Raw genomic sequence first — 21,329 nt, forward strand, 5'->3', positions numbered from 1 at the left:
CAAGCCGAACTCTGTCTGTTCGGTCGATCCCGGGTTAACGATGATGCCACTGTGTCAGCGCAGGATGCGCTGTTTGTAAACCCGCCACAGTGCCAGCCAGCCGAATATGAGGGGATGGCGGCGTAGACGATCGGTTACGTCGATCGCTACGCCGGTGTGTCTCTCGATCTTGAACGCGGCATAGTCGACCGCGTCGGTAAAAGTGAAGCAGGCTTTGGCGAGACGCAGCACTGATAGTAGTTTGCCCGCGATTCGCCGCAGCGGCCAGCTGATCGCCGCGACTCTGCGCCGCCAAGCCGGCACCGAACACACCACGGTGCCGTCGTTGTCGATGGTTGCGGCAAAAGGTAGCAGAGCGGCGGCGCGGCCCAGCCGGCGCGCGTATTCGTCTGCGTTGGCGCCAACGAAATCAGCGCTGCGCGCCGCGCGTTCGACGCGTAGTTCGCCGGCATAGCTCAACGCGAGCGCGGCCGCGAACGTGTGCGCTGCCGAGCCTGTTTCGCCGATGGCCGGCAGGGCTTTACGCAACAGCGTGACGACAGCCTCGCCGCAGGCGGCTCGAACTCTTTGGCCGTCGTTTGCGCTGCGCGCATACACCAACGCAACCGGCTGTGCGAACCGGCCCCAGATGGACGACTGAAATCCGCGCGCTGCGCCCGCCTCGAGTTGGGTCACGCCGAGCACGGCATATTTACAGCGCAGCATGCCGGCGGACGCCGCGCGTTCGAGGTAGTAGACGTTGGGTGGAATAACCCGATTGAAAAACGCGCCGACGTGGCTTTGGCCGGGTGGCCCGCAGCGGTCCAGCACGACATAGAAATCGATCAGGCCGGCATAGGGGTCGCCGTCGCGTAGACAGGCCCCGTAGTAGACGACGGCGAGCAGGGACGCGCCAAAGCGATCGCGAATGGCCTGGATTAGTGGCTCGAGTTGCGTCGTCTGGGCGCTGGTGCAGGGCCCGGCGATGGCCGACAGTCTCTCGCGCATAGTGTCTAAAGATTGACGAACCCGGCCTTGCCGGCCGAACTCAGCACCACGGGTCCGTCGGCGACGCGCGCGGTGAAGAACTCGCCGTCGACGATATAGCCGCCGTCGAAGCGCAGCTCCAGATGCCGCGTATTGTGGCTGCGATAGCCGTGGTTGGGTGTCATCCAGCGGCGTCGCCGACCGCGGCAGACCGACGGTATACGGCGCAAAAATCCCTGCGCGCCCTCGGTGATTGCGGTCCAGGCCAGCGGCGCGTCTTCCTCGCCCCAGAAAGGACGCAGGCCCAGAACCAGCGTCTTCAGCGTGCTGGCGAGCAGCAGGATGCTGGCTTCGTCGAACGGTTCGCTCATGTCGTCGCAGAGCGCGACGTCAACCGGGGATAACAAGCGCCGGTCGCCGATCGCGACGGCCTTGACGAAGCGGCCGAATGCGACACCGGGGCCGACGTCGCCGCGCAGGCCGTAGTGGTGCAGGTGGCGCTGGGTATGCTCGACCGCGTTGTAGATTGCCCCGGCGCCGAAGAACATGCCGCAGAAAGCCGGGGCAGCGCCGCCGGGATCGATTCTAAGAACGTCGCGCTCGACGACGCGCCGGTCGATGTCCGTGGGCCTATGCGCCCAGGCTTGTAAGCGTTGCCAACCGTCGCGTTTGACCGATACGTTGCCGACATCGTTGGCGGTCATATTGGTGCTGCCGGTGGGGACCAGCGCGAGCAGCGGTCGGCGCGCGAAAATCCCGCCCAGCATCACGTGGGAGAGCACGCTCTGAACCGTGCCGTCGCCGCCGGCCACCGCCAGCAGCTGGACGTCCTGTTCGGCCAGCACGACCAGGCCGGCACGAATTTCTTCGTCGCTCTTAGCCGCTACCGCGGGTACGTCGGCGCCGAGGTCCGGCTGCGCCCAGCGCTTGTTATGACGGCCGCTGTGCGCGTTGTAAAGAATACCCAGCTTGAGCGGTCGCTGGTCTGCCGATACGGCGGGGGTCGGTCGTACACCCGTCACGGGTACATTCCGTTGCGATCCCACGCAATCGTGTACTGCCTGCGGCCGTTGCAGCGACGCTGTCTGATCATGGTCTGCCGTGGCGGGTCGAAACGATGGCCCGATGGTAGCGCATGCGAGTTTTCGCGGGGGTTGATGCATTACCCTACGCGCCGAAGCCAGAGCAACGCGATCCCGCAAAGCGCCAGTCCGGGCGTGAGCATGCACAGCGGTGCCGGCAGTCCGAACACGAAGGCAAGATTTCCGATCGCCTGAAGCAGGGCAAATGCGCCCAAGCCGATGCCGGTGGCCAGCGCCACGCGCAGGCCCAGGTTGGCGCCGCGCGGATTGAACAACACGAGCGGCATGGCCAGCAGCAGCATGGCGAAGGTCGTCAGTGGCAGCGCCAGTTTCTGCCAGAGCGCGACGCGGTAGCGCTGGGCATCCTGATTGTGGGCGTCGAGATACGCGACATAGCGGTACAGCGACAGCGGCGCCAGGCTGGCCGGCGCACGATCGAGCAGGGCCAGCTGGCGATCATAGAGCGACGGCGTCCAATCCAGTTCGGCGCGTCGCGCGCCGGCGTTGTTCAGATCGGCGGGATGCTTGACGGTCACGCCGCCCAGCTTCCAGACCCCCGACGGCTGGATATCGGCTTTTTCGGCGCGCACATAGCGGGTCAGCGTTTGTTCGGGACCAAATTCGAGAATCTCGATGTCCACCGGCTGATGGCCGTTTTCCAGACGTGCGATATGCACCACGCCGTCGCGCGTGCGCAGCCAGTAGCTGGCATCGCCGGCCACGCTGTCGCCGGCGACAGCAGCGGTGCGCATGCGCTGGGCGTGCTGCATCAGCGGCGGAGCGACGAACGACTGCACTGCCAGCACGAGTATCAGCAGCGCGACGCCGGCTTTGAGTACGCAGCCCGCAATACGGACCGGCGACAGGCCGACGCCGCGCAGGATGACCAGCTCATGGCGACTGGCCATGAGGCCGAGCGCGATCACCACGGTTAACAGCGCTGCAAACGGCGTCAGTTCGGCCAGATGTTGTGGTAGCTGTTCGACCGTGAACCCGAGGGCTTTGGCAATGGTATAGCGGCCTTTGCCCACGTCATCGAGTTGTCCCGCGAGTTCGAAAAAGCCGAACAGCCCCAGCAGCACCAGGTTGACCACAACCCAGGCGCGCAGCAGCTCGGCATATATATAGCGCTCGTAGATGCGCATCAATAGCTCGATCGGCGCGTGAACAGCAGACCGCAGGCCAGCAGGCCGACCAGCGCATCCACCCAATAGACCCCGGGCACGATCGACACCATGCCTTGTTCGACCCAGCTGCGTGCGATGCTGGCCACGCCGTAGTAGAGCGCGAAGCTCACGGCCGCGGCGACGGTGCTTGCCGCACGACTGCGGCGCGGCGCGGCGCGAGCAAACACGATCGCCAGCAGGGCCAGAAAGACCGTCGCAAGCGGCCGTGAGAAACGCCACTGACGCTCAGCGATATCGTCCGGGTCGGTCGCCGTCAGCAACCGCTGACTGGACGCGGCCTTGCGCTTATAACCGACCACGCGCCGCGGTAGCTGTAGATGCCATTGCAGGTGCTTGAACGACAACACGCCGTCGCTCTGACCCAGGCCGCCCAGTCGATAGAGATGACCGTCGGCGAATTGCAGCGTCGGCGCACCGGTCTCGTCAGTCGTCCGGCGTAAATGCGCGGCCCGGATCATCACGCGTTGGTCGTCGTCGTTGAAACGCGCGAATACGCCGTCGAGGCGTTGGCCGTCGTCGGATTTGGCGCGGGCGTATATCACGACATCGCCGCCGGTGAAAAAACGGCGCGGCGTCACTAGCGAGAGATCCAGCTGTTGCACGGCGGCCGCTTCCAGGCGATAGAGCTGTGCATAGGCCCAGGGTCGGCCGAACGACGACAGCGCGCCGACCAGCACCGCGATGACCAGCGTGAACGCCAGCAACGGCCGTAGCATGCGGCCGAAACCAAGCCCGCCGGCCTGCCAGGCGGTCATTTCGTTGTCGGCGTAGAGCCGCCCGAGGCCGAAGATGATGCCGAGATAAAGCCCGAGCGGCAGCAAAACCTCGAGTGACACCAACACCCGCAGGCCGATCATCTGCGCAAGACTGCCCAGTGCCTGCTGGCTTTCGGCGGCCTCGGCCAGATAACGCGTGGCGCTGTAGCTCGCGAAGATTGCCGCCAGCCCCGTGGTTATTGCCAGGCACGGCCAGAATATCGCACGCAGCAGGTAGCGATCGGAAATCATCGATGCCGCAAGGCAGATCGATTCAAGCGGGTCATGACCATAGCGGGACTGCGTTGAAGATCAGGGTAAGCTCGCGTCGCGTGTGCGCTTGCGATCGGTCAGGATCGATTCCACGAGCTGCAGATCGGATAGGGAGTCGACATCAATTCCGGCCTCGGGTTCGCTGAGTGGCACCGGACAGACCTGCATGCCCGCGCGCCGGGAAAGCCGGGCGAAGGCGTCCTCCAGATCGAGCCGATGCAACGCGTAGCGCAGCACGCCCGTCCAGCCGAGCATGCTCGCCACGACCCGTGCCGGATGCTTGCGCTGTTTTTCGACGCGTTGCCAGTCCGCGATCAGTTTGCGTGCCGCCGATGTATGCACCGCGAACAAATTGCAACCGCAGTAGCCGTCGTCGCGGCCCAGGCGGATCGCGGTGCGCCGGCTGGCCGGGTAGGCGCGGCGCACGCGCGCATAGTCGACCAGTCCGACCGACAGATCGCAGCCACTCGTGTCCAGCAGTGGCTCGATCATTGCGGCCGTGAGCAGGGCATGATCGGCGGTGGTCAACAGCGCCGGCTTGCCGGGTGCCAGCGTGTCCAGGCCGCGCGCGGCACTGGCGCTCGGTGAGTCCGCCGGCGCAACCCAAGTCACGTCCGCTGCGGCCAGGAGCGCCTTCAGGGTGGGCACGCTATCGACGATGGTGCGGGCTGGGCCGACCACGACGATCGCGTCGATGCGCGCTACCCCACGCAGGATTTCGATCACGCGCGCCAGCAAGGCCTGTCCGCCGACCGGGGCAAGTGCTTTGCAGGGGGCGCCGGTAGCGACAGCGACCGGATCGCTGGGGCCACGATCGCCGGCGAGCACGACCGCGGTGTGCGGTACCGGCCGATCGCCGCCGTCCGCGCTTTCGATCACAGCGATTTTTCGTAGATACGGTAGGTCTTGTAGCGATCGCCACCGATGGATTCGATCATGTCGCGCATGCCTTTGTTGGTCTCGAGAATCCAGGACAGTTCGCAGCCGCGCGCGCCGCGAGCGTACAGCGCGGTTTGCATGGCACCGATTACCGAATACGCCAGAGCCGCGCCGAGCGGTCCGCCTTGATAGCGCTGACGTACGCCCATTAGCGGTACGCGCGCGGTTTTCGGAAATCCCACTTTCAGGCGCCACAGCAGCTTGAACAGGCCGACGGGCAACAGGCGGCCGTTCAGATCGCGCGCGGCTTCATTGAGATTGGGCAGGCCCACGATGAAGGCGGCCGGTTCGCCGTCTACCTCGGCAATCTGGACCAGTTCATTGGGCAGCAGAAGCTTCAGCGTCTTGCCCATATCGCGGAATTCTTCCTGGGTGAGTGGAACGAAACCCCAGTTGTTGGCCCAGGCGTCGTTGAACAGATCGCGGATAACGTCGAGTTCGGCAACGAACGTCTTGTTGTCGATCGGTCGCACGGTAATTCGCTGCGCATAGCGTTCGAGCAGACGCCGCATGGCACGCGGGTGCTCAAAATCCAGCGCCACCCAGTAGGCATAGAGATCGATCGCCTTGGAAAAACCCAGCCGCTCCAGTTGTCGTGCGTAGTAAGGCTTAGCGTGCCCCATCATCATCGCCGGCGGGGTTTCGAAACCATCGACCAGCAGGCCGCATTCCTCGTTGATGGTTAGATTGAACGGGCCGTGGACGGTGTTCACGCCGCGCTCGCGCAGCCATTGTTCGGCGGTGGTCAGCAGGGCCGCGAACACGTTGTCGTCGTCGGGCGCATCCAGCATCCCGAAATAGCCGACGTCGTCGCCATGGATCGGTTTGCGCAGGCGGTCGATCTGGGCGCTGATACGGCCAACGCAGCGTTCGCCCTGCCAGGCCAGCCATGCCCGGAATTCGAGATGCTCGAAGGCCGGATTCTGTTTTGGGGAAAGCTGCATCCGACGCTCGATGCGTAGCGGTGTGCGCCATGCCGGATCATCGCCGAGTACCTCGGCCGGCAGATCGATGAATCGGGTCGTGGCGCGGCGGCCCGCGACCGGCGTGATACGGATTTGTTCGGCAGGTTGTGTCGATATCGCCATGCCCCGGTAAACTCCTGGTTGTCGCTACGGATGGCGAATACCGTCCGCGTTGCCTGATGAAACAGGGCAGCTTGCCCGGTGTGAGCTGAATGTGACGTGTGGATAGAGCGCGCTATAATAAAGGTTTGTTAAACCAGAAAACATCTTAATCAGACGTTCGCTGAAAACCGCTCGAGTCGTTTTTCATCGCATCGACCCAAAGGCCGGACGCTTGCTTTATCGACGCCGTACTGGCCTGCATCAGCCGACCGTCACGTCGGCGCTAACACGAAAACAACGTTCATACCTGTAAGATAGTGTCATATCGATGCGGAACGATGAACGGCACGTCTGCTGGTGTATCTGAACTGAGCGGCTTGCGGCTGCTTGCCGCTTGCCGCTTGCCGCGCCGCTTCGTATCGCCCGAGTGGCGGCGCCGTAGACGAGATGTTGCGGTCGTTCTGCCGGTGGCGCCATACCGCCGTATGATGCGCATAACGTACGGCAGGTAGAGGCGGGCACGTAATCAAGCAGGAAAACCGACAATGAAGCCAACCCCGACCCAGCATCGCCTATCGATGCGCCATGCCGATTTCCCGACGCTGTGCGCGGCGCTGGATTACGCGGCCGACGGGAAAACCGGCTTCAATTTCTACGACGGGCGCGGACAACTTGCGGCTACGCTGCCGTACGCCGAATTGCGTGGACGCGCTCTGTCGGTCGCCGCGCGCCTGATCGGCCTCGGGCTTGCGCCGGGCGATCGCGTGGCTCTGGTGGCGGATACGGTGCCCGGCTTCATGGACTGTTTTTTTGCCTGTCAGTATGTCGGCCTCGTGCCGGTGCCGCTGCCGGTCACCGTCGGCCTTGGCAGCCGTGACGCCTATATCCGCCTGCTGCGTGGGCTGCTCGACGGCTGCGATGCGACGGCCGCGCTGGCGCCCGAGGACTTCATGTCGTTCCTCGAGAGCGCCGCGGACGGCTCTTCGTTGCGCCATGTCGGCAGTTTCGAGCGCTTGGATGAACTCGAGCCCGCCGCCGTGCTACCCGCACGGCCGGCGCCTACGGCCACCGCCTACCTGCAGTACACCTCGGGCAGCACGCGGTTTCCGCGCGGCGTCGTGATCACTCAGGCCCAGGTCATGCAGAACCTCACCAGCATTCTTGGCCTCGGCGTGCAGATGCGTGCTGATGACCGCCTGGTGTCATGGCTGCCGATGTATCACGACATGGGGCTGGTTGGGTTCATGCTCGCTGCACTGACCTCGCAGCGCTCCGTCGATTATCTGGCCACGCGTGATTTCGCCATGCGGCCGCGCCAGTGGCTGCGTCTGATCAGCCGCAACCGCGGCACCATCGCCTTCAGTCCGTCGTTCGGCTACGAACTGTGCGCGCGCCGAATTCGCAACGGCGCGGCCGATTTCGACCTGCGTAGTTGGCGCATTGCCGGCGCCGGCGCGGAAACGATACGGCCCGAGTCGCTTAATCGTTTCGCCGAAACGCTGGCGCCCGCCGGATTCGACAAGCGCGCGTTTCTGGCCTGTTACGGCATGGCCGAGTGTTCCCTGGCCATCAGCTTCGCGACGCTGGGTGCGGGACTGGAAGTCGATACGGTCGACGCCGAGAAACTGGCCACCGATCAGATCGCCGAGCCCGCCGCTGCGGACGCCGGGCGCACCAACACCTTCGTCGACTGCGGCGAGATATTGCCTGAATACGATTTCGAGATTGTCGCCGATGATGGTCAGCCGCTGGGCGACCGGCGCGTCGGCGCCGTGCGGGTGCGCGGGCCGAGCGTCATGTCGGGTTATTTCGGCGATCCCGAGCAAACCCGCAATACGTTGTCCGCCGACGGCTGGCTGGATACCGGCGATCTGGGTTATCGGATCGGCCGACGGATCGTCATCACCGGTCGCGCCAAGGATCTGATCATCGTCAACGGCCGCAACATCTGGCCGCAAGATCTGGAGTGGCTGGCCGAACAGCAGCCTGAACTACGTCCCGGCGATGCGCTCGCCTTCGCCGCGCCGTCCGCGCACGGCACCGACGCCGCCGTGGTGGTCGTACAGTGCCGCGCCCGCGAAGCCGATGCCCGCAACGCCCTGATCAAGCGCCTGGAAGGTCTGATCCGGCGCGAATTCGGGGTCGAGTGCCTGGTCGAGGCGGTCGCGCCGCATACCCTGCCGCGCACGTCCTCCGGCAAACTGTCCCGGGCTGGCGCGCGTCTGGATTACATCGCCCGTCTGCAGGATAAGGCGCAGGCACGTCAGCGCTCTGCGGATAGCGGTGAAGACGTTCGAGACAGCGATCGTCAGGCCGGCTGACAAATCGGTGCGGTGCGTCGCCGTCACCGGTGCGTCGGGCTTCATCGGCTCGACGCTGGTGGCGGCGTTGGCAGAAATGGGCTGGCAGGTCAGGGCATTGACCCGCAGTCGTGATGCTGCCCGGCGGCTGGAACAGGACGGTGTTCAGACAATCCTGGGGTCGCTGACGCAGCCGGAAGCGCTCGTCGAGCTCGTTGCCGACGCAGATGCGGTCGTGCACTGCGCCGGCACAGTGCGTGGCGCCGTTTACGAGGACTTTGCCGCCACCAACGTTGTCGGTACCAAAAATCTGCTTGCCGCGATGACTGATCGGCCGCTGCCGCTGGTTGCCCTGTCTTCGCTGGCGGCGCGCGAGCCGGAGCTGTCCGATTATGCCCGTAGCAAACGCGCCATGGAAACCGTGCTGGCTAAAACGACCGTGCTGGCTAAAACGAGCGCCAGTGCTGCAACGCTGGTGCTGCGCCCGCCGGCCGTCTACGGCCCCGGCGATCGTGAACTCAAACCGTTGTTCGATGCCTTCGCGCGCGGCATTGCGCCCCTGCCCGGCCCATTGGATGCGCGCGTATCGCTACTCTATGTCGACGATCTGGCAGCGGCCATCGTGGCGTGGCTGGCTGCATCCGAACACGTCGGCGGGGTCTATGAGATAAGCGACGGCGAGCCCGGCGGCTATAGCTGGGAGCAGGTGGTCGCCACCGCCGAGCGCCTGCTGCAACGGCGTATTCGGCGTGTGCGGTTGCCGACAACCGCGCTTGCGGGGGTCGCCCGCATTAACCGACGTATGAGCCAATGGATGGGCTATGCGCCCATGCTTACGCCCGGCAAGCTGGCCGAACTGCGCCACGCCGACTGGGTCTGCAACAATACCCCGTTGCAGCGCGTATTGGACTGGGCGCCGCGCATCGGACTGGACAGCGGTCTGCAACGCACCTGCGGCTGGGGCGCCGCAGCACGGCGCGAGAGCTGAGCGCAATGGAAACCACGAGGCAAGTCGATGCCGACTGACGACCCGACCTACGACCATATTTATCGCGAGCTGCATACGCTGCTCGCCGAGCAATTGTCCGCGCAGCAGGTGATCGAACCCGACAGCCAGCTCGTAGACGATCTGGGCCTGGATTCGATGCGGACCATGGAAATGGTGATGGATCTGGAAGACCGGCTCGATATAGCCATTCCCTTGAATATGCTGCCGGAAGTGCAGACCGTCGACGATCTGGTCAAGGCGCTGCAACAGGTTACGGCGTGAGCATATTCGACAAGTTCGAGCCGGTCGCGAAAGTTCGCCGCCAGATTGCGGCCACCGGGGTGGATCCGCTCGGTATACCTATCGACGACATCATCTCGGCCACCGAAGCGGTGGTTCGCGGCAAGCGCACGATTCTGGCCGGCAGCAACAATTACCTGGGTCTGACGTTTGACCCCGATTGTGTCCAGGCCGGAGCCGATGCCCTGCATCGGCAAGGCACCGGCACTACCGGCTCGCGCATGGCCAACGGCTCCTATGCCGGCCATCTCGCGCTGGAGGCCGAACTGGCCGACTTCTACGGCGTATCGCAGGCGATCGTTTTCTCGACCGGCTATCAGGCGAATCTGGGCATGCTGGCGGCCCTGGCCGGCCCGCGCGATGTGGTCATGCTCGATGCCGACTGCCATGCCAGCATCTACGACGGTGTCAAACTCGGCGGTGCGCAGACGCTGCGCTTTCGTCACAGCGATCCGGCCGATCTGGACAAGCGCCTGCGCCGGCTGGGCGAGCGCGCGGTCGATACGCTGGTGGTGATCGAGGGTATTTACAGCATGCTCGGCGATCAGGCGCCGGTCGCCGCGATCTGTGACGTGGCCCACGCCCACGGCGCGCTGGTTTATCTCGACGAAGCGCATTCGCTGGGTGTCTGCGGTGCGACCGGCAGCGGCGTGGCCGAACAGGAAGGCGTGCTCGACCGGGTGGATTTCGTGGTCGGCACCTTCAGCAAGAGCCTGGGCGCGGCCGGCGGCTTCTGTGCCAGCCGACACGACCAACTGGACATGGTCCGCTACGCCAGCCGGCCCTATATCTTCACCGCCTCGCCGGTGCCGTCGGTGATCGCCTCCACGCGCGCGGCCCTGGCCAGACTGCGCGCCACGCCCGCACTGCGCGACCGGCTGTGGCATAACGCGCACCGGCTGCACGCCGGCTTGACCGCGGCCGGTCTGCGGCTGGGCAGCGCGCCGGGGCCGGTGGTCGCCGCCATGTTCGATACCCCTGAACAGGCGCTGACGTTCTGGCAGGGATTGCTGGACAACGGCATCTACGTGAACCTAATGCTGCCGCCCGCGACGCCCAACGGCTGGTGCCTGGTGCGTTGTAGCCTGAGCGCGGCACACAGCGACGCACAGATCGATCACATGATTGCGGTTTTCGCGGCACTCGGCGGCGAGGCCACAGCGGCCGCGGTCGGCTGATGATCGGGCCTGAACGCGGTGGCTTGGCGTGGGCGTAACGCTGTTGACCGGCGCCTCCACTGGCATCGGGCGCAGCCTGGCCCGGCGCCTGGCAGCGCGCGGGGAGGCGATGGCCCTGGTCGCGCGCCGCGGCGAACTGCTGGATAGTCTGGTCATCGAGATCGAACAGGCCGGCGGGCAGGCGTTGGCATTGCCGTGCGATGTGACCGACCGCGATGCGCTGGCGCGCGCGCTCGCCAGCGCCGAGGCCGAGCTCGGGCCGGTGACGCGCCTGGTCGCCAACGCCGGCGGCGGCGAGCCGACCTTTGTCGATGGCTTTGACAGCGCCGCGTTCGAGGCCGTGATCCAGCTCAACCTGATTGGCGTGGCCAACAGCGTGGCCGCGGTATTGCCCGGCATGCTGGCGCGTGGCGACGGGCACTTGGTGGCGACCGGCAGTCTGGCCGGCCGGCGTGGTCTGCCGAGCGCCGCGGCTTATTCGGCTGCCAAGGGCGGCCTGGCCAATCTCATGGACAGCCTGCGTATCGACCTGCGTGGGCGCGGTGTTGCGGTCACACTGCTGATGCCGGGTTTCGTGCGCAAACACGAGCCCAAACCGGGCCGGGGAAAAACCGGCAGGCGTCGATCCAAGCCGTTTCGTGTCGATCTGGAATACGCCACGGCGCGTATGGAAAAAGCCATACTCGCGCGCCGCCGCCAGCTTGTATTTCCGCTGTCGCTGGCGGTCGCTATCGGCCTGACGCGGCTGCTACCCTTTGGCCTCGACGCCAGGCTGCTGGCCGGTCGTGGGCGCAGGCGCCCCGCGGCTGCGCAACCGCCGCGAACACGCTTATAATAATCGTTTAGTGATCGCGTCTTATCGACGTCTCACACAAAGAGAGCCCCATGGCAACCGATACGAAAAGCGCCAGCGAACGGCGCCGCAAGATGGTCAAGCGCTTCGGCAAGAAGCTGTTTCGCGGCACGCTGATGGAGTTTCTGTCGAAACAGTCGCGCATTCCAGACGCGCCGGTACTGGCAAACGATCTGTTCCCCTGGGCCGAAGACCTGCGCGCGCAGTGGCCACAGATCCGTGACGAACTGGAAACTCTGCTAGAACACCGCGCCGCATTGCCGAGCTTTCAGGACATCAGCCCTGATCAGGCGCGTATTTCCAGCGATGCGCGCTGGAAGACCTTCATGCTGTATGGCTTCGGCACGCGCATGGATTTCGGCTGCGAGATGTGTCCGACCACGGCGGCCGCTCTCGATGGGATTCCGAACATCTCCAACGCGTTCTTCTCGATACTCGCTCCCGGCAAGCATATCCCGCGTCATCGCGGTGTCACCAAGGGGCTGGTGCGCTGCCATCTCGGCCTGCGCGTGCCGACAAGCGCCGAGCGCTGCCTGATCGAGGTCGACGACGTACCGCTGCGCTGGGCAGAAGGCGAGATGTTCTTCTTCGACGACACCTATCCGCACGAAGTCTGGAACGAAACCGACCAGGAACGCGCCGTGCTGCTGTTCGATATCGAACGGCCGATGGGATGGCCTGGTCGCATGGTGTCGCGCGCGATGATCTCGGTGCTGCGACACACCGCCTATTTCAAGGATGCGATGCGCAACCAGCGCGCCTGGGAACAGCGCTACAGGGAAACGATCGCCGCTGGCGGCCGGTAGTGTGATGCGCTACGACGCCACCGAGCGATCCGTTGCTGCGCCGTCCAGCGGCGGCTTTGCGTTACCGCGCTGACGGCATGGCGCGTTCCTATTTTTTACCGCGGTACTGGCCGAAACGGCTCATATGGTGGGTCGAATACGCGTTCATCGCGACCCTCATCAACACGCTGCGCTGCCTTCCGCTGCGCGTCTCGGCGCGTGTTGCCGGTGGCCTGTTTGCGTTTGTCGGGCCTTTTTCGGCGCGTGCAGCCAAAGTGCGCAAGAACTTCATGGTAGTTGCACCGCAGGCCAGCTCGGCAGAGCTCGATCGGCTGATGCGCGCGTCTTTTCGTCACCTTGGCGTGGCCGTCGCCGAGCTGGTATCGCTGGCCCGAATCTGGCGCGATCGGGACAAGCGCATCGAGTTCACCCTTGCGCCCGGCGCCGTGACGCCATCGCCCGAAAGACGCACCGTGTTCGTGACCGCGCATTTGAGCGCTTGGCAGCTCACACCGCTTGTCGGTCCTTATTATGGCGTAACCGTTCCAGTTATCTATGCCCCGGAAGACAATCCTTATGTGGATCGCAAGTTCGCATCGCTGCGCCGCGCGTTCGGCGGTCCGTTGGTTTCGCGAGACGGCGGGATCAAGGCCTTGATGCGGGCGCTGGACAAAGGCCAGTCAATCGGTCTGACGGCCGACACACGCATGGATGCCGGCGACATGCTGCCGTTTTTCGGCGAAGATGCCCCGACCAATACCGCGCCGGCGCGGCTCGCATTGCGCTACGAGTGCGATATGGTGCCGGTGCGCGCCGAACGGCTGCCCGGCGCGCGCTATCGGATCACCGTGTATCCGCCGATCCGCCCGCGCGATAGCGATGCAAGCCGTGCGGCACAGGCCCGCGACATGATTGTCCAGCTCGCCGGTCACTTCGAGCGCTGGATCAGCGCCACGCCGGGCCAGTGGCTGTGCCTCAAGCGGCGCTGGCCCAAAGACGTCTACAAGCGACTGAGCGCCTATCGTGACGAGTGTTTTGGCCATGATTAGACTGGGGGAAGGCTAGCTATGGCGCTTCGATCGCAGCGTATACTGGCTTCGTTCCTCGCCGGCGACGATACGCGCCGCCCGAGTGCCGCGCAGGTCACGACGATCCCGATCACGCTGGCGCCCAAGGCGGGCGTCACACCCAGCGACAAGCCGCCGGTGCGTATCTATCTGGGTACGGAATCGGCGCAGTTCCGTGCCGAACGCGCCTTTGTCTGGTCGATTGAGCGCGTTCGCGATCCGGCGCGGCGCTACGAGATCCACTTGATGAAAGACTTTGCCGGGTTCGAACGCCGGCTTTGGCTGACCGGGTTCACCAACTATCGGTTTGCTATTCCCGAACTCGCCGGGCGTACCGGCCGTGCGATCTACAACGACGCCGATCAGATCTATCTCGAGGATCCGGCGCTGTTGTTCGATACGCCGATGAACGCGCACGGCGTGTTATCGATCAACGACCGCGATACCTCGGTCATGCTTATCGACTGCGCGCGCATGAGCGAATTATGGAACTGGCAGAGCGCGCGTTCGACCAAAAACCGGGAACTCGAAGCGCGTATGCGCGCCGTCGACGGGCTCTGGGGCGAACTGGACGCCGACTGGAACGCGCGCGACGAGGAATACACGCCGGCCAGATCTTATCTGGTGCACTACACCACGATCCATACCCAGCCCTGGCGGCCGACGCCGCGCGACTTTGTCTATCGGGCCAACGTGGCCGGCGATCTGTGGCTGAATCTCGAGGCCGAGGCCGACGCGGCCGGCTTCCAGCTGTTCGACGCGGCCCATCCCACGCCCGACTTCGTGGCCGCAGCCCGCGCCGCTGCCGGCACGCAAGCCCACCCGATCGCCGGCGACGATCTACTGCGGCTGCTCGACGCCGCAAGCGCACAATCGCTTGTCTGCTGCGGCTTTGCCGATCCGGCGGCGATCGTTGCACTCGCCGCACAGGCGAAAATAGACCGCACGACCATCGACTGTGTCACGCCTGCTGTCGAGCGCGGCCGCGAGTTGACTGTCGATAGCGCCGATGTGGTCGCCGCGAACGGCCTCGAATGCCTGCCCGACCTGGATATGCCCTGGCTGCTGGACCGGTTGTTTAATCGGTCGAAACGTGCGCTGATATTGAGCGTTACACTTGACGACGACGGGCCGCGTCTGTGTCCGGCAGACCCGTACTGGTGGCACGCTCAGATGAGTGCGGCCGGCGCGCGTTTTCCGAGTAAGCACTGGCGGCTTGTGGTGCGCCGCTCGCGGCGTTTGGCCGGCGCTCGCCACTGGCGCTGGTCCGGCGGCGCATTGCTCGATGTGCCGCCTAAAACCTGGGTGTTGCAGCACTACAAGACCGGCCATCGCAGCCAGGCGCTGGGTCTGGCGGATGCGCTCGGTTGGGAGTTCGAGACCCGCGAGATCGATAACGCGCCCGCGCGCTGGCTGGTCAAAGCGCTGCGCGCGCAGCTGCCGATTGCCGCCGACAAACTGCCGGCCGGTATCCGACCGCCGTGGCCAGACTTGATCATCGCCTCCGGCTGGCTGCCGGGGCGGGTCGCGCGTTGGATACGCGCTCGCAATCGGGGCAACACGCGCCTGGTGCTGATGGGCCGGCGCGGCGGGCCGGTGGGCGAAAGCGAGGATCTGGCCATTGCCTGCCGTCATTTCGATCTCACGCCCCATCCGCAGCACCTGGAAACGACGCTGCCGCCCAGCAAGGTTAGCGCCGAGCGGATCGCCGAGGCCGGCCGGCGCTGGCCGCATGTGTTCGGTGACAACGCCGCTTCGCCGCGTATCGCGTGGCTGGTCGGCGGCACCAGCGCCCAGCACGAGCTGGATACGGCCACCGCCGCGGCGATGCTGGATCGTATTCAGCAAGCCGCGTTGACCACAGGCGGCACGCTCGCGGTCATCACCAGCCGACGCACCGGCGCCGATGTGACCCGGGCGCTGACCTTACGTGCGGGCACCAATACGCGGATCGAGCCCTGGCAACAGCGCGCCGACGCCGACAACCCGTATCTGGGTTATCTCGCCCACGCGGATATTCTGATCGTTACCGGTGAGAGCGAATCGATGCTGGCGGAAGCGGTGGCGACCGGCAAGCCGGTCTATATCGTGCCGCTGGCCGAGCGCAAACGCTCGCCGCGCCAGCGCGTCGCCGACTGGGTGTATCGCCAGTCGCAGACCGACCGCACCAACGCCCGCGGTTCGCGCCGGCCGCAACAGGGATTGCAGTATCTCAGCGCGCGCCTGGTCGAACAGCGGATTCTGCTGCCGCGTCGCGATATGGCCGCATTGCATGCGCAACTCGAGCAGGAGGGGCTCGCCCGCCGCTTCGAGGGCCGGCTCGAGATCTGGACTCCGCGCGAACACGACGAGTTGAAACGCTTGGCGGCTGATATCCGCCAGCGCCTGGCGCCCGGCGCCGGCGCTGCCGGTACCGGCGTCTGACGTGGCTGATTCGAAAGCCGATACCCGCGTCGCGCCCAAGGTCTGGGTGCTGCTGGGCGAGGGCGCCGGCGGGAACGCCCAGATGTGCCGGCTCGCGGACGCGCTGGGCTGGCCGTATCAAGCCAAGCAGATGCGCTATAACCGGTGGAATCATCTGCCCAACCCACTGCTCGGCGCGACCGACCGTACGCTCGACCGGCAGCGCTCGGACGCTATCGGGCCGCCGTGGCCGGATCTGGTCATTGCCGCGTCGCGTCGTGCGGCACCGCTGGCACGCTGGATTAAGCGCCAGTCGGGCGGGCGCACGCGGCTCGTGCATCTTTTGCACACCCAGGCGCCGCTGCATCATTTCGATCTGATCGTGACGCTACCGCAGTTTCGTGTTCCGGATGCGCCCAACGTGCTGCGCAATACGCTGCCGTTGAATACGCTCGACGCCGCGCGTCTCACACGCGCCGCCGAGCGTTGGCGACCGCAATTTGCACATTGGCCGCGGCCGTGGATCGCGGTGCTCGTGGGAGGCGATAGTTCGAGCTATCGGCTCGACGCCGATACCGCGCGACGACTGGCTGAGCGCGCCAACGCCCTGGCGGCCGAAATGGGCGGTAGCCTGCTGGTGACGACGAGCCCGCGTACGCCGGATCAAGCCACCCGCGTTCTGCGCGATACCGTGCGCGAGCCGGCGTATTTCTATGCCTGGCAGCGCGGCGGCGGCGATAATCCCTACGACGGTTTCCTGGCGCTGGCGGATCGTTTTCTGGTTACCGCCGACAGCGCTTCGTTGCCGGCCGAAGCCTGTGCCACTGGACGTCCTGTGGAACTGTTTACGTGGGCGCCGCGTAAGCCGTTGTTCGCTCTGGGACGGCTGCGCCAGCGACCGGTGATACGGCGCGCGGAGCGCGCGCTTATCTATTCGGGCGCGATCAAGCCGCGGCGTGATTTCGCCGCCTTTCATGCCCGGCTCGCCGAATTCGGCCTGATCGACGGGCAGGGGGGCGCGAAGGTGCCGGACGATCTCGGCCGCACGGTCGCGCATATTCGAGCGCTCATGGGCGATAATTCGTTTCCGCTTGCGCCGTCGGTATCCCATCATCGATCGACCCATTCGTCGGCCCATTTCAAGGATAGTGCTTAAACGTCATGGAATATCTTGATTTTGACAAGCTCGAAGCGATCGACACGAAAACCTTTCAGCAGGCTCACCCCTACCCTTGGCTAAATCCGATGGGGTTGTTGACCCAGGCCGGCTACGAGCGTCTGACCGCGACCCTGCCGAGTACCGAGCAGATGACGCCGATGTTCGGTATCCAGCGTTCGCACGGCCAGAAGGCCCACGACCGCTATGCGTTGGAATACCGCGAGGGGCTGGATATCGACGATGCCTGGCATGAATTCGCCGCCGAGCTCATGGGCAAACGCTACCGGGCTTTCATTAAACGCCTGTTCGGGCGCGGCCGTTTCCAGTTTAATCTGCACTGGCACTACGCGCCGACCGGGGCGTCGGTATCGCCGCACTGTGATGCCACACGCAAGCTTGGCTCGCATATCTTCTATTTCAGCAACCCCGACAATTGGGATCCCAGCTGGGGTGGCGACACCTTGATTCTCGACGATGGCGGCCGTTTTTCGCGCAAGTCCGCGCCCGATTTCGAGGATTTCGACCGTGCCTATGCGGGCGAGAGCATGGGCAATTACAGCCTGCTGTTCCAGCGCCAAGAGCGCTCCTGGCACGGCGTGCGTGAAATCACCTGCCCGGAAGGGCACTACCGCAAGGTTTTTATCGTAGTGATCAACGACCGCCTGCGCGCAACGCTGCGCCGAACCAAGGCGATTCTCATGCGCGAGGGTGCGCGTGATGTCTGAGGCGCCGGAAAGTAACAATCGATCCACCGCGGTTGTCGTACTTGGGGCGGGGCGCAGCGGCACCAGTGCGCTGACACGCGGGCTGGGCGCGCTCGGTATCGATCTCGGCGACAAGCTGCGCGCGCCCGGTGGCAAAAATCCGACCGGCTTCTACGAGGACGAGGACATTCTCGTTATCAGCAAGCGTCTCAAGCGCGCGCTGGGCATTCGTGGCCACAGCGTGCGCCTGCTCGACGAGGACGTCTGGACGCAACCGGCGGTCAAAAAAGTCCAGCGCGACGCGATACACATCATCGGCGAGCGCTTCGGTAAGTCGCCGCTTTGGGGCTACAAATATGGCCGCACACTGCGCACGCTGCCGTTTTGGGACGGCGTATTCGACGCACTCGATCTGGACGTGCGCTACGTCATGCCGCTGCGCAATCCGCTGTCCGTGGCGCGCTCACGGGCACGCCTGAACCCGCAGCGCGGGCGTCAGGTCTGGTCTGATATGGAGTGGCTGGTCAACGTCGTGCCGTATTTCCATCGCGTGCGTGGTATGCCGCTGTCGATCGTCGATTTCGACCGTCTGATGGCCGAGCCGCGCGCCCAACTGGAGCGTATTGCACGCGATCTGTCGCTGCCGCTCGATGCGACGGTGCAGGCCGGTATCGACACCTACGCCAAGGATTTCGTCCGACCGGATATGCCGCGCAGCCGGTTTTCCCGCGATGACCTGAGAACGGACCCGGCTGTGAACCGTTGGGTCGCCGAAGGTTATGGCCTACTCGACCGCGTCGCGGCCGACGAAATGAGAATTGACGATCCCGGGTTCTGGGCCGAATGGCAGCCAATCCAGGACGCGGTCAACGCGCTCGGTCCGCTCCTTGGCGAATTCGACTACATGAATAAACGCCTCGCGCACGCACAATGGAATCCAACCAGTCCCGTGCCGGTCGTGCGTCAGATCTGGCGGGATTTGCGCAATCGCTGAGCGTGCAGCCTTGGCGACGCAGCCGCTAAATTCTGCACCAATCGCGTTCTTCCTGCCGGCGCTGGCCGGCGGCGGCGTGGAGAAGAATTTTCTGCGTCTGGCCGGCGCGTTCGTAGCCGAGGGCTATGCGGTCGATCTGGTGCTGACCCGCGCCGGCGGCGATTATGAAAATGCCGTGCCGGCCGGCGTGACGGTGCATTGGTTGCAGCCGAGCGGCGTACTGAACAGCCGCTGGACAGTGGCCCGCAATGCCCGCGTGCCGCTGGCCGCGCTATTGCGTCCCGTGCTGTTGCCGATCAAGTCTTCGCGCAACCTGCGTCACGTGGCCGCGCTGGCCGACTATCTGAAGACCCGTCGGCCGCAGACACTCATTGCCGGGATGTCGTATCCGAATCTGGTCGCGATCTGGGCGCGCAACCGGGCTGGCGTGGATACGCGCATCGTAGTGACCGAGCGCAATACGCTGTCGCAAACCATCCAGCGCGTACACCGCAAATGGCGCTGGCGCTATCTGCCGGCGCTGCTCGGCCCGGCCTATCGCCAGGCCGATCACGTCGTCGCGGTTTCGCACGGCGTGGCCGACGATCTGGCCACAGTGACCGGCCTGTCGCGATCGGCGATCCGGACGATCTACAATCCGGTTGTGTCGCCGGCGATCGCAGAGCAGGCGGCCAGCGCCCCCAACCATGCCTGGTTTACGCCCGGCCAGCCGCCGGTCATTCTGGCTGCCGGGCGCTTGACGAGCGCAAAACGCTTCGACCGGCTGATTCGGGCGTTTGCCCGAGTGCGCCAGACATCGCAGGCGCGCCTGCTGATTCTTGGCGAAGGCCGCGACCGGCGCGCGCTTCAAGCGCTGGCCCGTGAGCAGGGCGTGGCCGGCGATGTCGCCATGCCCGGCTTTGCCGATAATCCCTATGCATTCATGGCGCAGGCGGCGGTGTTCGTGTTGTCGTCGGACTATGAAGGTCTGCCGACGGTGCTGATCGAGGCGCTCGCCTGCGGCGCGACCGTGGTCGCCACCGACTGCCCGAGTGGGCCGCGTGAGATATTGGACGGCGGGCGCTACGGCGCGCTGGTGGCCTGTGAAGACGAAGCGGGCCTTGCCTCGGCTATTAGCGCCGCGTTGGCGGCGCCGGCCGACCGCGATCGCCAGAAGGCGCGCGCCGAGGCTTTCTCGCTGGATGAAAGCCTGCGGCAGTATCGGACGCTGTGCCTCGATAAATCCCGGTCCGCAAATAAACGCAAACAGGGCGATAGATTCTAGAGCCGATTCAACACGGGCATCGTCGCAAGCTGTGGCCGAATGGCCTGGCGAATCGCGCCCGGCACCGCGCTGCGCAGCGGCGAGCGCCAGAAACGGCGCCACGGCCGTTGGCCGTTGGCTGATGCCGCGTTCCAGCAGGTTTTAAGCCAGAAGCCGGCCAGGACGGCAGTGAAATCCGGCTCGGGGTAGAGACCGGCGCGCCGATTGGCGGTCTGCAGTGCCAGCAGCCAACGCTCGCTCCAGTCCACGTACGCGGCGTCTGGTGTAAAACCGGTTTTGTGCATGCGCCGCAGCAGATAATGACGTTCCAGATCTTCAGGCGCGTAGTCCATGCCCAGGGCGTCGAGCTGTGCGGCGAAGATCTGCAGGCGCCAGCCCTTGCTTTGGTCGACGTGGTCGTGGCTGGCGCGGTCGTCGTGCTCGCGACGATAAACCAACACTTCCGGCAGCGTCGAGAGCCTGTATTCGGCAGCGATCCGCGCCCATAGATCATAGTCGGAGCCGAGCGCAAAATCTTCCCGGTGATCGAATGCGCGCAGTACGGCGGTGCGCGTCATCGCGGTGGAGTTCTCCAGGCCGGCGCGGAACAGACGTTCGGCAGCCACTTGATCGGGATCGACGGCCTTGCGCTTGATCTTGCCGGTGGGCTTGCCGGCGGCGTCGATCCACTCGATGAATCCGCCCACGCCGGCATGATCGGCATGGGTATCCAGAAACCGCGCCTGGCGATCCAGCCGCTGAGGCAGCGCGAAATCGTCGCTGTCCAGAAACGCCAGGTACTCGCCGCGGGCCGCGTCGATACCGCGATTGCGGGCGGCGGCGATGCCGCGATTGCACTCGTTGGCGATCACGCGGATGCGTGGATCGTCGTAGCGGCGCACGCGCGCCACGCTGTCGTCGGTCGACCCGTCGTCGACCACCAGAAGTTCGTAGTCGCCGCAGGTCTGGGCGAGCACGCTGTCGATAGCGGCGTCAATATAGTGGGCGCGGTTGTAGACCGGAATCAGAACCGTGATCTTGGGCATGGGCAGCGTGAATACAAAAACGCTAGGATACCGGTCGACG

The 21,329-nt window shown here is 65.0% G+C and carries 19 protein-coding genes; 12 read left to right on the forward strand and 7 right to left on the reverse strand.

Annotated features, from left to right (window positions below; translation table 11 throughout):
* Positions 1–54: 54 nt before the first annotated feature.
* Genes T5B8_RS09115 through T5B8_RS09140 form a run of 6 tightly spaced genes read right to left on the reverse strand, consistent with a single transcriptional unit; the run spans position 55 to position 6,290 of the window.
* On the reverse strand, positions 55–987 hold the full coding sequence (locus T5B8_RS09115) for a hypothetical protein (protein WP_353178136.1): 933 nt from the start codon (positions 985–987) through the stop codon (positions 55–57).
* Positions 988–992: 5 nt separating this feature from the next.
* Entirely contained in the window at positions 993–2,129 is a 1,137-nt protein-coding gene (locus T5B8_RS09120; RefSeq protein WP_353178137.1) for a diacylglycerol kinase family protein, read from the reverse strand.
* On the reverse strand, positions 2,129–3,193 hold the full coding sequence (gene lptG / locus T5B8_RS09125) for an LPS export ABC transporter permease LptG (protein WP_353178138.1): 1,065 nt from the start codon (positions 3,191–3,193) through the stop codon (positions 2,129–2,131). Before lptG ends, T5B8_RS09120 begins: the two co-directional genes overlap by 1 nt.
* A complete protein-coding gene (lptF, locus tag T5B8_RS09130) occupies positions 3,193–4,242 on the reverse strand; it encodes an LPS export ABC transporter permease LptF (protein WP_353178140.1) in 1,050 nt (349 codons plus the stop codon). The genes lptG and lptF overlap by 1 nt, the downstream gene beginning before the upstream one ends.
* 60 nt (positions 4,243–4,302) lie before the next feature.
* Complete coding sequence (locus tag T5B8_RS09135) at positions 4,303–5,142, reverse strand: nucleotidyltransferase family protein (protein ID WP_353178142.1); 840 nt, start codon at positions 5,140–5,142, stop codon at positions 4,303–4,305.
* Positions 5,139–6,290, reverse strand: coding sequence for an N-acetyltransferase (locus T5B8_RS09140; protein ID WP_353178144.1), 1,152 nt, complete (start codon positions 6,288–6,290; stop codon positions 5,139–5,141). The genes T5B8_RS09135 and T5B8_RS09140 overlap by 4 nt, the downstream gene beginning before the upstream one ends.
* A 524-nt stretch (positions 6,291–6,814) precedes the next feature.
* Between T5B8_RS09140 and T5B8_RS09145 the strand changes: the two genes are divergently transcribed.
* The 12 genes from T5B8_RS09145 to T5B8_RS09200 all read left to right on the forward strand — a co-directional run bounded on the left by T5B8_RS09145 (position 6,815) and on the right by T5B8_RS09200 (position 20,264).
* Positions 6,815–8,590, forward strand: a complete 1,776-nt coding sequence (locus T5B8_RS09145; RefSeq protein WP_353178146.1) for a fatty acyl-AMP ligase — start codon at positions 6,815–6,817, stop codon at positions 8,588–8,590.
* 7 nt (positions 8,591–8,597) lie between these two features.
* Complete coding sequence (locus T5B8_RS09150) at positions 8,598–9,557, forward strand: NAD-dependent epimerase/dehydratase family protein (protein ID WP_353178148.1); 960 nt, start codon at positions 8,598–8,600, stop codon at positions 9,555–9,557.
* Positions 9,558–9,584: 27 nt separating this feature from the next.
* Complete coding sequence (locus tag T5B8_RS09155) at positions 9,585–9,839, forward strand: acyl carrier protein (RefSeq protein ID WP_353178150.1); 255 nt, start codon at positions 9,585–9,587, stop codon at positions 9,837–9,839.
* Positions 9,836–11,035 (forward strand): serine palmitoyltransferase, encoded by a 1,200-nt coding sequence (gene spt, locus T5B8_RS09160; protein WP_353178151.1) that lies wholly within the window; start codon positions 9,836–9,838, stop codon positions 11,033–11,035. Before T5B8_RS09155 ends, spt begins: the two co-directional genes overlap by 4 nt.
* Positions 11,036–11,063: 28 nt before the next feature.
* Positions 11,064–11,870 (forward strand): SDR family NAD(P)-dependent oxidoreductase, encoded by an 807-nt coding sequence (locus T5B8_RS09165; RefSeq protein WP_353178152.1) that lies wholly within the window; start codon positions 11,064–11,066, stop codon positions 11,868–11,870.
* Positions 11,871–11,920: 50 nt separating this feature from the next.
* Positions 11,921–12,694, forward strand: coding sequence for an aspartyl/asparaginyl beta-hydroxylase domain-containing protein (locus T5B8_RS09170; protein ID WP_353178154.1), 774 nt, complete (start codon positions 11,921–11,923; stop codon positions 12,692–12,694).
* A 77-nt stretch (positions 12,695–12,771) separates the two neighbouring features.
* Positions 12,772–13,722, forward strand: coding sequence for a lysophospholipid acyltransferase family protein (locus T5B8_RS09175; RefSeq protein ID WP_353178156.1), 951 nt, complete (start codon positions 12,772–12,774; stop codon positions 13,720–13,722).
* An 18-nt stretch (positions 13,723–13,740) separates the two neighbouring features.
* The gene (locus T5B8_RS09180; RefSeq protein ID WP_353178157.1) at positions 13,741–16,164 is read left to right on the forward strand and encodes an ELM1/GtrOC1 family putative glycosyltransferase; all 2,424 of its coding nucleotides are present in this window, start codon (positions 13,741–13,743) and stop codon (positions 16,162–16,164) included.
* A 1-nt stretch (position 16,165) separates the two neighbouring features.
* Positions 16,166–17,299, forward strand: coding sequence for a mitochondrial fission ELM1 family protein (locus T5B8_RS09185; RefSeq protein WP_353178158.1), 1,134 nt, complete (start codon positions 16,166–16,168; stop codon positions 17,297–17,299).
* Between the two features lie 5 nt (positions 17,300–17,304).
* Positions 17,305–18,027, forward strand: coding sequence for a 2OG-Fe(II) oxygenase (locus T5B8_RS09190; RefSeq protein ID WP_353178159.1), 723 nt, complete (start codon positions 17,305–17,307; stop codon positions 18,025–18,027).
* Complete coding sequence (locus T5B8_RS09195; RefSeq protein WP_353178161.1) at positions 18,020–19,000, forward strand: sulfotransferase family protein; 981 nt, start codon at positions 18,020–18,022, stop codon at positions 18,998–19,000. The genes T5B8_RS09190 and T5B8_RS09195 overlap by 8 nt, the downstream gene beginning before the upstream one ends.
* 10 nt (positions 19,001–19,010) lie before the next feature.
* Positions 19,011–20,264 carry a glycosyltransferase gene (locus T5B8_RS09200; protein WP_353178163.1) on the forward strand — a complete coding sequence of 418 codons (1,254 nt, stop codon included), beginning with the start codon at positions 19,011–19,013 and terminating at the stop codon, positions 20,262–20,264.
* Here the strand turns inward: T5B8_RS09200 and T5B8_RS09205 are convergent.
* Positions 20,261–21,289: a glycosyltransferase family 2 protein gene (locus tag T5B8_RS09205; RefSeq protein WP_353178165.1), complete on the reverse strand. Its 1,029-nt coding sequence runs from the start codon at positions 21,287–21,289 to the stop codon at positions 20,261–20,263. The two genes, T5B8_RS09200 and T5B8_RS09205, sit on opposite strands and share 4 nt — an antisense overlap.
* Positions 21,290–21,329 lie beyond the last annotated feature (40 nt).

Source organism: Salinisphaera sp. T5B8, from assembly GCF_040361255.1.
Classification (GTDB): domain Bacteria; phylum Pseudomonadota; class Gammaproteobacteria; order Nevskiales; family Salinisphaeraceae; genus Salinisphaera.

Coding starts and splice junctions, on each gene's coding strand:
- T5B8_RS09145 (WP_353178146.1), top strand. CDS start 6,815: ATGAAGCCAACCCCGACCCAGCATCGCCTATCGATGCGCCATGCCGAT.
- lptF (WP_353178140.1), bottom strand. CDS start 4,242: ATGATTTCCGATCGCTACCTGCTGCGTGCGATATTCTGGCCGTGCCTG.
- T5B8_RS09205 (WP_353178165.1), bottom strand. CDS start 21,289: ATGCCCAAGATCACGGTTCTGATTCCGGTCTACAACCGCGCCCACTAT.
- T5B8_RS09115 (WP_353178136.1), bottom strand. CDS start 987: ATGCGCGAGAGACTGTCGGCCATCGCCGGGCCCTGCACCAGCGCCCAG.
- T5B8_RS09180 (WP_353178157.1), top strand. CDS start 13,741: ATGGCGCTTCGATCGCAGCGTATACTGGCTTCGTTCCTCGCCGGCGAC.
- T5B8_RS09175 (WP_353178156.1), top strand. CDS start 12,772: ATGGCGCGTTCCTATTTTTTACCGCGGTACTGGCCGAAACGGCTCATA.
- T5B8_RS09140 (WP_353178144.1), bottom strand. CDS start 6,290: ATGGCGATATCGACACAACCTGCCGAACAAATCCGTATCACGCCGGTC.
- T5B8_RS09155 (WP_353178150.1), top strand. CDS start 9,585: ATGCCGACTGACGACCCGACCTACGACCATATTTATCGCGAGCTGCAT.
- T5B8_RS09195 (WP_353178161.1), top strand. CDS start 18,020: ATGTCTGAGGCGCCGGAAAGTAACAATCGATCCACCGCGGTTGTCGTA.
- T5B8_RS09120 (WP_353178137.1), bottom strand. CDS start 2,129: ATGCATCAACCCCCGCGAAAACTCGCATGCGCTACCATCGGGCCATCG.
- T5B8_RS09170 (WP_353178154.1), top strand. CDS start 11,921: ATGGCAACCGATACGAAAAGCGCCAGCGAACGGCGCCGCAAGATGGTC.
- T5B8_RS09190 (WP_353178159.1), top strand. CDS start 17,305: ATGGAATATCTTGATTTTGACAAGCTCGAAGCGATCGACACGAAAACC.
- lptG (WP_353178138.1), bottom strand. CDS start 3,193: ATGCGCATCTACGAGCGCTATATATATGCCGAGCTGCTGCGCGCCTGG.